Source organism: Halopseudomonas sp. L-58, assembly GCF_056859475.1.
Genome location: NZ_JBSXON010000075.1, coordinates 112,729 through 127,142, shown reverse-complemented (window position 1 = coordinate 127,142; position 14,414 = coordinate 112,729). Strand labels below are relative to the sequence as shown.

General features: G+C 61.9%; 9 protein-coding genes. 4 read left to right on the top strand and 5 right to left on the bottom strand.

Annotated elements, in window-relative coordinates; translation table 11 throughout:
• Window positions 1–119: 119 nt before the first annotated feature.
• From AC13EY_RS14980 to AC13EY_RS14970, 3 genes are read left to right on the top strand one after another with little or no spacing between them, the layout of a single operon-like run.
• Complete coding sequence (locus tag AC13EY_RS14980; protein ID WP_228246779.1) at window positions 120–4,991, top strand: NAD-glutamate dehydrogenase; 4,872 nt, start codon at window positions 120–122, stop codon at window positions 4,989–4,991.
• Window positions 4,979–5,203: a DUF2835 domain-containing protein gene (locus AC13EY_RS14975; RefSeq protein WP_088274066.1), complete on the top strand. Its 225-nt coding sequence runs from the start codon at window positions 4,979–4,981 to the stop codon at window positions 5,201–5,203. The genes AC13EY_RS14980 and AC13EY_RS14975 overlap by 13 nt, the downstream gene beginning before the upstream one ends.
• A 60-nt stretch (window positions 5,204–5,263) precedes the next feature.
• Window positions 5,264–6,286, top strand: coding sequence for a quinone-dependent dihydroorotate dehydrogenase (locus AC13EY_RS14970; RefSeq protein ID WP_228246778.1), 1,023 nt, complete (start codon window positions 5,264–5,266; stop codon window positions 6,284–6,286).
• Window positions 6,287–6,385: 99 nt separating this feature from the next.
• On the opposite strand, the gene rmf is transcribed toward AC13EY_RS14970, so the two are convergent.
• Entirely contained in the window at window positions 6,386–6,601 is a 216-nt protein-coding gene (gene rmf / locus AC13EY_RS14965) for a ribosome modulation factor (RefSeq protein ID WP_088274068.1), read from the bottom strand.
• A gap of 269 nt (window positions 6,602–6,870) precedes the next feature.
• On the opposite strand from rmf, the gene rlmKL reads away from it, so the two are divergent.
• Window positions 6,871–9,045 (top strand): bifunctional 23S rRNA (guanine(2069)-N(7))-methyltransferase RlmK/23S rRNA (guanine(2445)-N(2))-methyltransferase RlmL, encoded by a 2,175-nt coding sequence (gene rlmKL, locus AC13EY_RS14960; RefSeq protein WP_228246777.1) that lies wholly within the window; start codon window positions 6,871–6,873, stop codon window positions 9,043–9,045.
• A gap of 20 nt (window positions 9,046–9,065) precedes the next feature.
• Here rlmKL and dacB read toward each other — a convergent pair whose 3' ends face one another.
• From dacB to AC13EY_RS14940, 4 genes are all read right to left on the bottom strand, one after another.
• Complete coding sequence (gene dacB / locus AC13EY_RS14955) at window positions 9,066–10,541, bottom strand: D-alanyl-D-alanine carboxypeptidase/D-alanyl-D-alanine endopeptidase (protein WP_228246776.1); 1,476 nt, start codon at window positions 10,539–10,541, stop codon at window positions 9,066–9,068.
• A gap of 121 nt (window positions 10,542–10,662) precedes the next feature.
• Entirely contained in the window at window positions 10,663–11,796 is a 1,134-nt protein-coding gene (locus AC13EY_RS14950; protein WP_228246775.1) for a PDC sensor domain-containing protein, read from the bottom strand.
• Window positions 11,797–11,841: 45 nt separating this feature from the next.
• Window positions 11,842–12,642 carry a TatD family hydrolase gene (locus tag AC13EY_RS14945; protein WP_228246774.1) on the bottom strand — a complete coding sequence of 267 codons (801 nt, stop codon included), beginning with the start codon at window positions 12,640–12,642 and terminating at the stop codon, window positions 11,842–11,844.
• Window positions 12,643–12,656: 14 nt separating this feature from the next.
• Window positions 12,657–14,363: a DEAD/DEAH box helicase gene (locus AC13EY_RS14940; protein WP_088274073.1), complete on the bottom strand. Its 1,707-nt coding sequence runs from the start codon at window positions 14,361–14,363 to the stop codon at window positions 12,657–12,659.
• Between the last annotated feature and the right edge of the window lie 51 nt (window positions 14,364–14,414).

Genomic DNA, 14,414 nt, shown 5'->3' with positions numbered 1-14,414 from the left:
AATCCCTTTGGTCTAGACTATCCTCTGATCACAATTAATCCGGCGCAGCAGGTTGCGGCCCTCGGGCACCGATCTGCCAGACGCCTCAGATACACCCCGCGATTCGGGAGGTCGGCAAGATGGCGTTGATCATGGCCAGCTCCAAGCAGGCATTTATCGATTCATTGACCGAGCGTTTGCGCGCGCTGGTCGGCAAGGCCGACCGTGACAGCATCGGCCTGTTCTGCAACAACTTCTTCGGCATCGCCTCCCACGCCGAACTGGCCTCGCGTCAGGATCATGACCTGCTCGGCTGCACCCTTTCTGCCTGGCGCTTCCTGCAGAACCTGCCCGGGGGTGAGGTAAAGCTGCGCGTGTTCAACCCCGATACCCAGCAGCATGGCTGGCAGAGCACCCATACGGTGGTGGAAGTGGTGCACCGCGACCTGCCGTTTCTGGTCGACTCGGTGCGCATGGAGCTCAACCGTCAGGGCTATGCGATTCACAACCTCTATAACAGCATCATGACGGTGGTGCGCGACGAGGGCGGCAAGCTTGTTCAACTGCTGCCGGGCGGCAGCGAGGCGAAGGGCGGTCGTGCCGAGTCGGTAATGTATGTCGAGATCGACCGCGCGACCACCAACGCGGATTTGCGCACCTTGCAAGATGGTCTGCTCGAAGCATTGAGCAACGTCCGGGCGACGGTAAAGGACTTTCCGGCCATGCGCGAGCGGGTACTTGAACTGATCGCCATGCTGGGCAGCCGCAAGCGCCAGTATTTCGCAAGGGAAGAGCGCACCGAGGCGGTGGCGTTTCTCGAGTGGCTGCTGGATGACCACTTCACCTTCCTCGGCTATGAGTGCTTCGCGATCAATGAGGGGTTGCCGCAACAGCAGCTGGGGCTGCGCACCGGAGCGAGCCTGGGCGCACTGGCACTGAATCCGCGAGACGAAAGTGTGCAGGATTTGCCGGAGCAGGTGATCCGTTACCTGCAGGCGCCGCTGCTGCTGTCGTTCGCCAAGGCATCGCAGCTCAGCCGGGTGCACAGACCGGCCTACCCGGACTATGTCTCGGTACGCGAGGTCGATTCGGACGGTCGGGTCGTTCAGGAACACCGTTTCATGGGGCTCTACACCTCGCGGGTGTATTCGGCGCTGGTCGACAATATCCCACACGTGCGCCGCAAGGTCGCGCACGTGCGTTCTGTCTCCGGGTTTCTGCCGCGCAGTCATCTGGCCAAGGAACTGGAGCAGGTGCTGCAGGTGCTGCCGCGCGATGACCTGTTTCAGATGTCGGTCGACGAACTGGCCCAAACCTCGCTCAATATCGTGCAGATGCAGGAGCGCAACCAGATACGCCTGTTCCTGCGGCGCGGCAATTACGGGCGCTTCTATTACGCCCTGGCGTTCGTGCCACGCGATGTCTACTCGACCGATATCCGCCTGAAGATTCAGACGGTGCTGATGGAGCGGCTGCAGGCGAGCGAAAGCGAGTTCTGGACCTATTTTTCCGAATCCATTCTGGCGCGTACCCAGTTTATTCTGCGCGTTGACCCGACTAAAAATCCGGATATCGACCCCGTGAAAATTGAACAGGAAGTGGTGCGCGCCTGCCGTAACTGGCAGGACGAGTTTCGTGACCGGCTGCTGGAAAGCATGGGGGAGGCGCGTGCCACTGACGTGCTGGCCCATCTCGGGGACGGCTTCCCGCCGGGCTACAGTGATCGTTTTACCCCGGCGACCGGTGTCGTCGACCTGCAAACGCTGCTGGAGCTGACGCCTGAGTCGCCGCTGGCGATGAGCTTCTATCAGCCTCTGGCCCAGCAGCAGGGCATTCTGCACTGCAAGCTGTATCATCTCAGCGATTCTCTGCCGCTGTCGGATGTGATTCCGGTGCTTGAGAATCTGGGGCTGCGGGTGCTTGGCGAGTTTCCCTTCCGCATTACCCAGGCCGATGGCACCGCTTTCTGGATTCACGACTTCGAGTTTACCTTCGTCGGCGGCGCAACCCTGGACATCCAGGAAGCCAACGAACTGTTTCGTGACGCGTTCAAGGCCGTCTGGTCCGGTCAGGCAGAGAATGACGGGTTCAATCGTCTGGTATTGCTGGCGGGCCTGCCCTGGCGTGATGTGGCCCTGTTGCGTGCCTATGCCCGCTACCTGAAACAGATCCGCCTGGGCTTCGAACTGCCCTATATCGCCAGTACCCTGGTTGCCCATGCCGACATTGCACGCGAACTGGTGCGCCTGTTCCGCACCCGCTTTTATCTGGCCCGCAAGCTGAGTGCCGAGGATCTTGGCGAAATGCAGCAGAAGCTTGAGCGGGCCGTTCTCGGTGCGCTGGACGAGGTCGCCGTGCTGAATGAAGACCGTATCCTGCGCCGCTACCTGGACCTGATCAAGGCAACCCTGCGCACCAACTTCTACCAGCCGGACGCCAACGGCCAGAGCAAGGATTACCTCAGTCTCAAGTTTGATCCCTCGGCGATTCCCGAGTTGCCGCTGCCCCGTCCGATGTTCGAAATCTTTGTTTATTCGCCGCGGGTGGAAGGGGTTCACCTGCGTGGCGGCAAGGTCGCCCGCGGCGGTCTGCGCTGGTCGGATCGGGAGGAGGACTACCGTACCGAGGTGCTCGGGCTGGTGAAGGCGCAGCAGGTCAAGAATGCGGTCATCGTGCCGGTTGGTGCCAAGGGTGGATTCGTTCCGCGCCGGCTGCCTTCGGGTGGCACGCGCGACGAGGTCCAACAGGAGGCGATCGCCTGCTACCGGCTGTTCATTCAGGGTCTGCTGGATATTACCGACAACCTGGCCGACGGCAAGGTGGTGCCGCCGCCCAACGTGGTTCGTCACGACGCCGATGATCCGTACCTGGTGGTGGCGGCAGACAAGGGCACGGCAACTTTCTCGGATATAGCCAACGAGATCGCCGCCGGCTACGGTTTCTGGCTCGGTGATGCCTTCGCCTCCGGCGGCTCGGCGGGCTATGACCACAAGAAAATGGGTATTACCGCCCGCGGTGCCTGGGTGTCGGTGCAGCGGCACTTCCGGGAGCTGGGCATCAATGTGCAGACCGATCCGATCAGCGTGATCGGCATCGGAGATATGGCCGGCGACGTCTTCGGCAACGGCCTGCTGCAGTCGCGCACGCTCAAGCTGGTGGCGGCATTCAATCACCAGCATATCTTTATCGACCCGGAGCCGGATCCCGAGCGCAGCTTTGCCGAACGTGAGCGCCTGTTCAGCCTGCCTCGCTCGAGTTGGGCAGACTATGATCGCGACCTGATTTCCGAAGGCGGCGGGGTATTTTCTCGCAGCCTCAAGCAGATCACCCTAACGCCGCAGATGCGTGAACGTTTTGCGATCAGTGCCGAACGGCTGACCCCGACCGAGTTGATTCAGCAACTGCTCAAGGCGCCGGTTGACCTGATCTGGAATGGCGGCATTGGTACCTATGTGAAAGCCAGCAGCGAGACCCACGCCGATGTCGGAGACAAGGCCAACGATGCGCTGCGGGTCAACGGGCGTGACCTGCGTTGCCGGGTCGTGGGTGAGGGCGGCAACCTGGGGCTGACCCAGTTGGGGCGAATCGAATACTGCCTCCATGGCGGCGCGCTCAACACCGACTTTATCGACAATGCTGGCGGCGTTGACTGCTCCGACCACGAGGTCAATATCAAGATTTTGCTCAACGAAGTGGTCGCCGCCCAGGACATGACCGCCAAACAGCGCAACAGGCTGCTGGCCAGCATGACCGACTCGGTAGCCGAGCTGGTGCTGGGCAACAACTACAAGCAGACCCAGGCCATCAGCCTGGCCCAGCGCCAGGCCGCGCAGACCATGGGGGAATACCAGCGGTTCATCAGCGCGATGGAAGGCAGCGGCAAGCTCAATCGTGCCCTGGAGTTCCTGCCCGAAGACGACCAGCTGGCCGAGCGCAAGGCCAGCGGCAAGGGGCTGACCCGCGCCGAGCTGTCGGTGCTGATCTCCTACTCCAAGGCGGATCTCAAGGAGGCGCTGGTTGCCTCAGACGTACCCGAAGATGCATACCTTGCGCGCGAGCTTGAAACCGCCTTCCCGCCGGTGCTGCTCAAATCCTGGCGCGACGCGCTGGGTCGCCATCGTCTGCGCCGCGAGATCGTCGCCACCCAGCTGGCCAATAATCTGGTCAACCATATGGGGATCACCTTTCTGCGACGGCTGGAACAGTCGACCGGTGCCGCTGCTGCCGATATCGCCCGGGCCTGGGTTGTTGCCCGCGACGTGTTCGAGCTGCAGACGCATTTTGCCGGTATCGAGGCGCTGGATTACCAGGTTTCGGCAGAGGTACAGCTTGAGCTGATGGAAGAGCTGATGCGACTTGGTCGCCGGGCAAGCCGCTGGTTTATTCGTAACCGGCGCAGCGAGCTGTCACCCGAGCGCGAGGTGGCACACTTCGGGCCTTGCGTGCGAACACTGGCAGAACGCTTCGATCAGTTGCTGGAAGGGGATGTGCGGCAGCTCTGGGATGATCGCTATCAGCACTACGTCGATGAAGGAGTGCCCGAAGCCATCGCTCGGGTGGTCGCCGGAACCGGCCATGCCTACACGCTGCTTGGCATTGTTGAAGCCGCCGATGCAACCGGGCAGAATGCCGAGCGCGTTGCGCAGGTATTTTTCGCGCTCGGCTCCCAGCTTCAACTTCCCTGGTTCAGTCAACAGGTGGCCGGCTTGCAGGTGGATAACCACTGGCAGGCGCTGGCGCGTGAAAGCTATCGGGATGATCTCGACTGGCAGGCACGCAGCATGACCGTTGCTGCTCTGCAGGGCGGCGATGCGTCAACACCGGTGGAGGCACTGGTGGCTGAATGGGTCGATCGCAATCAGTCGATGGTGCTGCGCTGGCAGGCCATGCTGGGTGAACTCAGGAGCGCCGGTGCCGGTGATTACCCCATAGTGGCGGTGGCGATGCGCGAGTTGCTGGATTTGGCCCAGCATGCCCGTCTCACCTCTCAGGACAATGAATGCAGCAACTGATAATCGATCTGGCGTTACCCGCCGAGCGCTACCTGGCCTGGTATCAGGGCCGCGCCGAGCGGGTGTTGATGTACAGCCGTGATGGCCGGCGTGTGAGTTTGCCGGCCCATCACCTGCGGCCCTTCCTGACCCATCAGGGGGTTTACGGCAGTTTTCTCATGCAATTTACCGATGACGGCAAATTGCTCAAGCTGGAGCGTCTGGCCGGCTGAGCCTGGGCGCCTGATTCAGGTATACTCTGCAGCCTGATTTTCTGCCCCTGGATGCCCGCCATGTACGATCTGCTTCGCTCGCTGATGTTCCGCCTGCCCGCGGAAACCTCCCACGACCTTGCACTGGACATGATCGGCGCCGCCGGGCGGCTGCGACTGGCCGAGAAGCTGGTGCGCCCGGTACCGGCTCAACCGGTAGAGGTGATGGGGCTGACCTTTGACAACCCGGTCGGGCTGGCTGCCGGACTGGACAAGAACGCGGTTGCCGTCGACGGCATGGCAGCAATGGGCTTCGGCTTTCTGGAGGTCGGTACGGTCACGCCGCGGCCGCAACCAGGCAACCCCAAGCCGCGCCTGTTCCGTCTGCCCGAGCAACTGGCAATCATCAACCGCTTCGGATTCAACAACGAAGGCGTTGATGCCATGCTGGAGCGTCTGGCCGGTGTGCGCTACCAGGGTGTGCTGGGTATCAATATCGGCAAGAACGCGGTGACGCCCGTCGAGAACGCCGTTGACGATTATCTCTACTGTCTGCGCAAGGTCTATGACCGTGCCAGTTACGTCACCGTCAACCTGTCGTCACCCAATACTCCCGGTCTGCGTACCCTGCAATACGGCGAGACCCTGAAGGTGTTGCTTGGCCAGATCAAGCAGTGCCAAAAGGTGCTGGCCGAGGAGCGTGGCCGTTATGTGCCGATTGCCATCAAGATTGCGCCGGACATGACCGCTGATGAGGTGGCCCTGGTTGGTGCAACGCTACTGGCAGAGGGAATGGATGCCGTGATCGCGACCAACACCACGCTGGATCGCAGTGCGGTAGCCGATTCACCTTATGCCAGTGAGGCTGGTGGCTTGTCCGGTGCGCCGCTGACCGATATGTCGACCGAGGTAATCCGCCTGCTGGCCGCCGAGCTGAAAGGGCAGATGCCGATCATTGGCGTGGGCGGTATCTTCAGTGGTGCCGATGCAGCCGACAAGATCGCCGCCGGAGCCAGCCTGGTCCAGCTTTACAGCGGGTTTATCTATCGTGGGCCGGAATTGATTCGTGAATGTGCGGATGCCATTGCGGTCATGCCCCGGTGAAAATGGAAGCCCCCGCAGAGCGGGGGCTGGGTGGGCCTTCCAGAGGCCCGGCGCTATGGGCAAGCGCCCTTGGGAAAGATGAGTTGACTGACTGGGAGTCTAGCCTACGGCATGCATCTCGTTGAGTCGGTGCACGCCGGAAATACCGGTAAAGCCATCCCAACGGTCCGCGCGGCCTTCACGCCAACCATTGATCCAATTCTGTCTGGTAGAGGGATTGTTGAAAGGGCAGGTGTCTTGGGATTTGCCGCTCACTCCGTGCTGGTAACCACGCTGAAATGCTCGTTCCATCGGATCACGCTTGAGTCTTCTCATAGGGTAGCGTCCTCGTGTGGTATGACATTGTGGAACAGTCGAACCGTCGATCCGTTCCAAGGTAGCGCGTAGCCAGTGTTTGTCTACGCTGCAGGGAAGCCGGTCGAAAAAGGTGTATTGGACCCGGCTTCTAATAGGGTCACCGCTCAAGTCATACCCTGTTGTACCCTATCGGTCGTCACCGCTACAAAGACCGATTTGGCATACCTGAGGCAGCTGGTTAGCTGTCACTGAAATATAAACGTCATCGTATTCCGGAAATCAACGACATGCGCGAGATCCTTGAATTTTTTGTTACCTGTCCGAAGGGTGTGGAGGGTCTGCTGCGCGATGAAGTGCTCGCATTGGGCGCCGATGCTGCCAAGGAAACCGTTGCCGGTGTCTCAGTGCAGGGCGATATCGAACTCGGTTACCGCCTGTGTCTGTGGTCGCGCCTGGGCAACCGGGTACTGCTGGTGCTCAAGCGCTTTTTGGCTGGCACGGCCGAGGACCTGTATGCCGGCGTGCAGCTTATCGACTGGCGCGATCACCTGGCGGTGGATGGCACCCTGGCGATTGATTTTACCGGCACTCTGGCGGGGGTAGACAACACGCACTTCGGTGCGCTCAAGGTCAAGGATGCGATCGTCGACCAGCTGCGTCGCCCTGACGGTACCCGGCCCGGCGTCGACAAGGTACGGCCGGATCTGCGCATCAACGCCCATTGTCACCGTGGCGAAGTTCAGCTGGCGCTGGACCTGTCTGGTGCCAGTCTGCACCAGCGCGGCTACCGTCTTCAGCAGGGTGCGGCGCCGCTCAAGGAGAACCTGGCGGCGGCCATTCTGATCCGTGCGGGCTGGCCGGCGCTGGCCGAGGCTGGCGGTGCGCTGACCGATCCGATGTGCGGTTCGGGTACTTTTCTGGTGGAAGCGGCGTTGATCGCGGCCGATGTTGCCCCCAACCTGCAGCGCGAGCACTGGGGCTTCAGCCGCTGGCAGCAGCACGTACCTGTGCTCTGGCAAAAGGTGCTGGCCGAGGCCCGCGAGCGTGCCGAGCGCGGGCTGGCGCGTCCGCCGCTGTGGATTCGCGGCTATGAGGCCGACCCCCGTCTGCTGCAGCCGGTTCGCAACAATATTCAACGTGCCGGCGTGGGGGAGTGGGTCAAGGTTTTCCAGGGTGAACTGGCGACCTTCGCGCCAAACCCGGATCGCGGGCAGAAGGGTCTGGTGGTCTGCAACCCGCCCTATGGCGAGCGCCTGGGAACGACCGCAAGTCTGGTGTATCTCTACCAGAAGCTGGGTGAGGTGCTGCGTCAGCAGTGTCAGGGCTGGCAGGCGGCGATCTTTACCGGCAATGCGGATCTGGGCAAGCGCATGGGGATTCGCAGTCACAAGCAATACAACCTGTTTAATGGCGCGCTGCCGTGCAAGTTGTTGCTGATGGATCTGCAATCGGAACGCTTTGTCACCAAGGCAGCCGATACTCCGGCAGGTGCAGCGGCGCCGGTCGAAGCCGCCCGCCTCAGTGAGTCGGCGCAAATGTTTGCCAACCGGCTGAAAAAGAACCTCAAGAACCTCGGCAAGTGGGCGCGTCAGCAGGGCATCGAGTGCTACCGGGTCTACGATGCCGACATGCCGGAATTCGCCGTAGCGGTTGATCTGTATGGCGATCGGGTGCACGTTCAGGAATATGCGCCGCCGCAGTCGATTGATGAAGACAAGGCGCAGGCGCGCCTGCAGGACGTCATGGCGGCGCTGCCGCAGGTGCTGGGTGTGCCACCCGAGCATATCGCCCTGAAGCAGCGCCAGCGTCAGTCCGGCAAGCAGCAGTATCAGCGCATGGCTCAGCAGGGAGAGTTTTTCGAGGTGCGTGAAGGACAGGTGCGTCTGCTGGTCAACCTGACCGACTATCTGGACACCGGACTGTTTCTTGATCACCGCCCCATCCGTCTGCGTATCGCCGCCGAGGCCAAGGGCAAGCGTTTCCTCAACCTGTTCTGTTACACCGCAACCGCCACCGTGCATGCGGCCGCAGCCGGTGCCCGCTCAACCACCAGTGTGGATCTGTCCAATACCTATCTGGACTGGGCGCGGCGCAATCTGTCGCTCAATGGCCTGTCTGATCTGCACAAGCTGGTGCGCTCTGATGTGATGGCGTGGCTGGAGCAGGCAGGGGATCAGCAATTCGATCTGATCTTTATCGACCCGCCTACCTTCTCGAACTCGAAAAAGCTGGAAGGGGTATTTGACGTGCAGCGCGATCATGCGCGCTTGCTGGAGCTGGCGATGAAGCGCCTGGCGCCGGGCGGGGTACTGTATTTCTCCAATAACTTCCGGCGTTTCCGCATGGATCCGGCGGTGGAAGCTCGGTATCTGGTAACCGATATCTCGGCCGAGACACTGGATCGCGATTTCCAGCGTAACAGCCGGATTCATCGGACCTGGAAATTCACTCATCGCCCCTGAGGGCGATGAGCTTTACCACTCTAGCGGCTGCTGGCGCTGGCGATGTCGGTCGGTGCCCGGCGGTAGACATCCTGCAGCACCAGATCCAGCGCCTGACCACTGGCGCCGGCGGCGGCGTGGTTGACGATGGCGGTCACCGCCCAGCTCTGGCCGTTGGCATCGCGGGTAATGCCGGCGATGGCCTTGACGTTACGAAGTGAGCCGGTCTTGATGTGGGCCTGGCCGGCAACCGGCGTATTGCGCAGGCGGCGGCGCATGGTGCCGTCCATGGCGGCCAGCGGCATGGATGCGATGAACTCGGCGCTGTAGGGGCTTTGCCAGGCTTGCGCGAGCAGCTGCGCCATTTCGCGGGCGGTCATGCGTTCCATGCGTGAGAGGCCGGAGCCGTTTTCCATGACCAGCGTGTTGGCGCGAATCCCCTTGTCGTTCAGCCAGGCGTTGATGACCCGTACGGCGGCCTTGTGATCGTCACGGTCGGCAGCAATGCGATGTTCCCGGCCGATGGTCAGGAACAGCTGCCGCGCCATGGTGTTGTTACTCCATTTGTTGATGTCGCGGACCACTTCAACCAGGTCGGGCGAGGTGCTGCGCGAGACCAGGCGGGCGCTTGCCGGCGCACGACCGATCTGGTTGCCGCCGAGGATGCTGCCGCCCATTTCGGCCCACAGCGTGCGCAGGGTGCTGGCGGTGTAAGTGGTCGCGGTCAGGGCTGTCAGATAGCGCTGGGCCATGCACCCCTCGTGCAGGTTGCCGGTGAGGGTAATCACGGCCTCGTGGCCGCTGTCCTGAATGCTGTAGGCGACGTTGGGTGCCGGACAGCTGCGGTTGGGCGCCGGTAGCAGGGCAATCTGGTTGACCACCTTGACCTCGGGGAGCGCCGGCTCAAGGTTGATGCGCACGCCGCCGCGTTCGGCATAGCTGCTGAGCACAAATACCTTCAGGTTGGTCAGCAACGGATCGGGCTCGACCAGAAATGGACGGTTCTGGTTGCCGCTGTCATCAATGAACGGCGGGATGTCGGCGGGGAAGCGCATGTCGGCCGGTTGCAGGACCAGATCGCCGTTGATCGTGCGAATGCCCGCCGCCTTCAGATCACGCAGCATCAGCCACATGCGTTCCAGCGTCAGCTTGGGATCGCCACCACTGCGGAAAATCAGATCGCCCTGCAGGGTGCCATCGACGACCGGACCGTCTACCAGCAGGTCGCTGTTCCACTGATAGGTGGGCCCCAGCAGCTCCAGCGCAGCGTAGGTGGTTACCAGCTTCATGGTTGACGCCGGGTTGACTGGCTGGTCGGCATTGATGAACCGGGCCATGCCCTGGTTTTCAAGCGGGATGACGGCCAGTGACAGGGCATCGGACGGGATTTTGGCGGCCTGCAGGGCGCTGTTGACGCGGGCGGGAATGGTGCCGCTGTCGGCGGCCTGCAGTGGGGTGGCAATGAGGCTGATCGTGGGGATCAGGCAGAGCAGGGTGCGCGTGAAAAGGTTGGACATGGTATCCAGCTCCGTAGCCTGTGGATTGCTGACGACAGAGCTGTCTGTTCGTCAGTTGCCGTTTTCTCGCATCATCACTTAAATAATGATTTGGGCCAAGAGGTTAAAGTAATTTGTTAGATCAACGGTCGGCCTGCTGCAACCCCAGCAGCCTGCGCCACAGCAGCCAGCTGAGTGGCAGCAGCAACAGACTGATCGCCAGGGACAGCCAGAGTCCGAGCGTGCGTAACCGATACGCCTCGGACAGCAGTTCGGCTTCGGGTATCAGCACGGCAAGGTAAACGTCCGGCGTTCCGAGGATGTTGATTCTCTGCTGCTGAATGACCCAGCGCTGGCCCTCCAGCTCCTTGATTGTCTGGCGCTCCTGCTCGTAGCCGTCCTGAGCCAGGGTCGCCAGCAGGGTGCTGCCCAGTTCATTGAATCTGCGGGGCTCCAGCGAGTTGCTGCCCTGGGTGGTGTGCAGCAGGCGGTTAGGGTCCTGATAGGCTACGACAACGCCATCGGAGGTATACAGAATGAGCTCTGATGAAGGTGTCATGCGTTGCTGGCGCAGGGCTTCTGAGAGCCTGTCCAGGGTCAGGTCGGCCCCCAGCACAGCAAGGTCGTTGCTTGCTCGTGCCAAGGTGGTGCCGAATTCGCGGGTCGAGAAAAACAGGTAGGGCGTAGTGATAAGGCGCTGATTGGCTGCGCTGGCCGCGGCATACCAGGGGCGCTCGCGGGGGTCATAACCCTCGTCCGGGGCCATGCGTGCCTCGATGATCTGCAGGTTTTCGTTCAGGAACAGGTAGCTGTTCTGCCGGGTGGTTGCTGAGCTGCCGATGTGCCAGGCCATCCAGCGGGCCTGTCGCGGCGCGCTGAAGCGTTGCAGGCTTAGCCGATTTCCAAGCGGGCGCAACATCAGATAGTCGCCGCCTTGCCAGCCGATGTAGACGGAGTTGAGCTGCACGTTGTCGCTGAGCACCTGTGCCATCATCGGCAGGTAGTCCAGCCGTTCCGACAGGTTGGTGGTGGTCACCAGCTTGCTCAGGGCCATGATATTCAGCGCCTGCATGGGCGGATGATAGATGTTTTCAAGCTCGCCACTGACCTGATCGACGATACGCTGGAAGAGGGCATCTCCGTCGGTGCGAATCAGTTTGTCGAGCTGCTGGTAGTGAAACAGACTCAGGGAAATACCAAGGAGCAGCATGGGCAGCATGCCCAGCAGAAGGAAAATGGAATGTCGGCTGCGAGCGGTCCGTTTCGTATCTGGCATGCGAGTCCTTGGCTGCGTCCAATGCGGTGATGCAGCCAATATAGACTATTGCCGAGGGGCTGGCAGCCGGAACAGACGCCGGGCGTTCTCGCTGGTGTGTTGACTGAGCTGGTCCAGCGGCTGCTGCCGGCAGCTGGCAACCATCTGTGCGACTTCCGGCAAAAACGCAGGCTCGTTGCGCCGGTTCTTCGGCTTGGGATCAAGCGTCCGTGGCAGTAACCAGGGGGCATCGGTTTCCAGTAGAAGCCGGTTGTCGGGGATATCCCTGGCCAGAATCTGCAGGTCGGTTCCGCGGCGCTCGTCGCAAATCCAGCCGGTGATGCCGATATGCAGATCAAGGTCGAGGTAGGCGTACAGTGCCTTGCGGTCAGCGGTAAAGCAGTGCACCACGGCACCGCTGAGCTGGTCGCGATAATCACGCAGAACGTTGATCAGCGTGTCGCTGGCTTCGCGCTCATGGAGAAAGACCGGCAGCCGGGTCTCCACGGCTATTGCGAGCTGCTCTTCCAGTGCGCGCAACTGGTCCGGGCGCGGTGAGAAGTCGCGGTTGTAATCGAGGCCGCATTCGCCAATGGCGCGAACGGCAGGCTGTTGGCTCAGTTCAAGTAACTGACGGCTGCTGTCTGCAGTCCAGTGACGCGCCTCGTGCGGATGCACGCCGGCGGTGGTGAAGAGGTGTTCAGGATGATCCGCGCACAGAGCAAGCAGGTGTTCTGCCTGCTCCAGCGAGGTCATGGTCAGCAACTGCTGGCTGACACCGGCCTGACGGGCCCGCTCCAGTACCGCGTCACGGTCGCTGTCGAAGGCTTTGTCCGTCAGGTTGACACCGATGTCGACCCATTCCATCTGCAGTGCGTCCCTCAGGCCTTGCGCGGGCCTTTGGGCTTGCCGGCGAACTCACGGCGAGGCGGCTTGCCTCGGGGCGCGCGGTCACGTGGCGGCAATTCACCTTCAGGCAGCGGCCAGGCCTTGATCTGCAAGGTCACGCCGTTGATTTCGGCGCCGGCCAGGCGGTTCAGTACCGACTGGTCGAGCGTCGGCAGGAACACACCAGTGTGCTCGTTGAACAGCTTGATGTGGCCGATCTGCTGACGCTGCAGGCCTCCTACCTTGACCAGCACGTCGACCAGCGGCTTGGGCATCAGGCCGGTCTTGCGACCGCCTTGAACCTTGTAGCGGGTCAGGCCGGCGTCGCGGTCAAACTCTTCGCGCTCACGGCGCGGCGGCGCGCTCGGCAGGTCGGCAACCGGCTCCAGCAGAGCTTTGGCGCTCGGCAGCAGGGTCAGTAGCGCGGCGGCCAGTTCGGTGGCATCCAGGCTAGTGAGTTCCTGCAGATCGCTGACCAGCTGCTGGTGCAGGGCGGTGGCGTTCTCGCGGGCGTCGTTCAGGCGTGATGCCAGCTTGTTCAGGCGACCACTGCGTACCGCATCGGCAGTCGGCAGGGCCTGCGGCTCGATTTTCTGGCCGGTAGCGCGCTCGAGTACGTGCAGCAGACGACGCTCGCGCGGGGTTGCGAACAGAATCGCCGTGCCCTGACGACCGGCGCGACCGGTACGACCGATACGGTGTACATAGCTTTCGCTGTCGTGCGGCAGATCGTAGTTGAGCACGTGGGTGATGCGCTCGACGTCCAGTCCGCGGGCTGCCACGTCGGTAGCCACGACGATGTCGAGCAGGCCGCGCTTGAGGCGATCGACCACTTGCTCGCGCAGCTGCTGGGTCAGGTCGCCGTTCAGTGCTGCCGCAGCGAAGCCACGCGCTTCAAGGCGCTCGGCCAGTTCAAGACTGGCAGTCTTGGTGCGCACGAAGACAATCATGGCTTCAACCGGCTCGACTTCGAGCAGGCGGGTCATGGCGTCCAGTTTGTGGTGGTTGGAGACTTCCCAGACTTTCTGGGTAATGGTCTCGAGACTGCTGCTGGCGCCACTGTGCAGGCGGATTTCGGCAGGCTCTTTCATGTGGTTGCGCGCGACATTGCGCACACCCGGCGGCATGGTTGCGGAGAACAGTGCCTTCTGGGTGGTGTCTGGAACCGCTTCAAAGACCGCTTCCAGATCGTCGGCGAAGCCCATCTTGAGCATCTCGTCGGCTTCGTCGAGTGCCAGGTAGCGCAGCTCCTGCAGCTTCAGGCTGCCGCGGCGCAGGTGATCGGTCAGTCGGCCCGGCGTGGCGACAACAACATGCGCGCCGCGCTCAAGTGCCTTGAACTGGGGGGCGAAAGCCGAGCCGCCATACAGGGCGAGAACGGTAAAGCCGCGCATGTTCTGGGCGTAGCGTTGGAACGCCTCTGCAACCTGCAGAGCGAGCTCGCGGGTTGGGGTCAGAATCAGCGCCTGAGTGGCGCGCAGGCTGACATCAATGCCAGCGAGTACGGGCAGCGCGAAGGCTGCAGTCTTGCCGGTACCGGTCTGTGCCAGACCGAGCAGATCCTTGCCGGCCAGAAGCGTCGGGATGGCTTCAGCCTGGATAGGGGAGGGAGTTTCGTAGCCAAGGCTGTTGAGAGCCTCGAGGAGATGAGCGGGCAGGCCGAGGTCGGCAAATTGCCGGGCCGGAGCGGTTTCGGACATACGGGAAGTGAACCTTAGGGAAGAGATAGCCGCGTAGTATACGCGCTTTAT

Bases quoted from the DNA above. Each gene is read 5' to 3' on its own strand.
- AC13EY_RS14980 (WP_228246779.1), top strand. From the start codon at position 120: ATGGCGTTGATCATGGCCAGCTCCAAGCAGGCATTTATCGATTCATTG.
- AC13EY_RS14975 (WP_088274066.1), top strand. From the start codon at position 4,979: ATGCAGCAACTGATAATCGATCTGGCGTTACCCGCCGAGCGCTACCTG.
- AC13EY_RS14970 (WP_228246778.1), top strand. From the start codon at position 5,264: ATGTACGATCTGCTTCGCTCGCTGATGTTCCGCCTGCCCGCGGAAACC.
- rmf (WP_088274068.1), bottom strand. From the start codon at position 6,601: ATGAGAAGACTCAAGCGTGATCCGATGGAACGAGCATTTCAGCGTGGT.
- rlmKL (WP_228246777.1), top strand. From the start codon at position 6,871: ATGCGCGAGATCCTTGAATTTTTTGTTACCTGTCCGAAGGGTGTGGAG.
- dacB (WP_228246776.1), bottom strand. From the start codon at position 10,541: ATGTCCAACCTTTTCACGCGCACCCTGCTCTGCCTGATCCCCACGATC.
- AC13EY_RS14950 (WP_228246775.1), bottom strand. From the start codon at position 11,796: ATGCCAGATACGAAACGGACCGCTCGCAGCCGACATTCCATTTTCCTT.
- AC13EY_RS14945 (WP_228246774.1), bottom strand. From the start codon at position 12,642: ATGGAATGGGTCGACATCGGTGTCAACCTGACGGACAAAGCCTTCGAC.
- AC13EY_RS14940 (WP_088274073.1), bottom strand. From the start codon at position 14,363: ATGTCCGAAACCGCTCCGGCCCGGCAATTTGCCGACCTCGGCCTGCCC.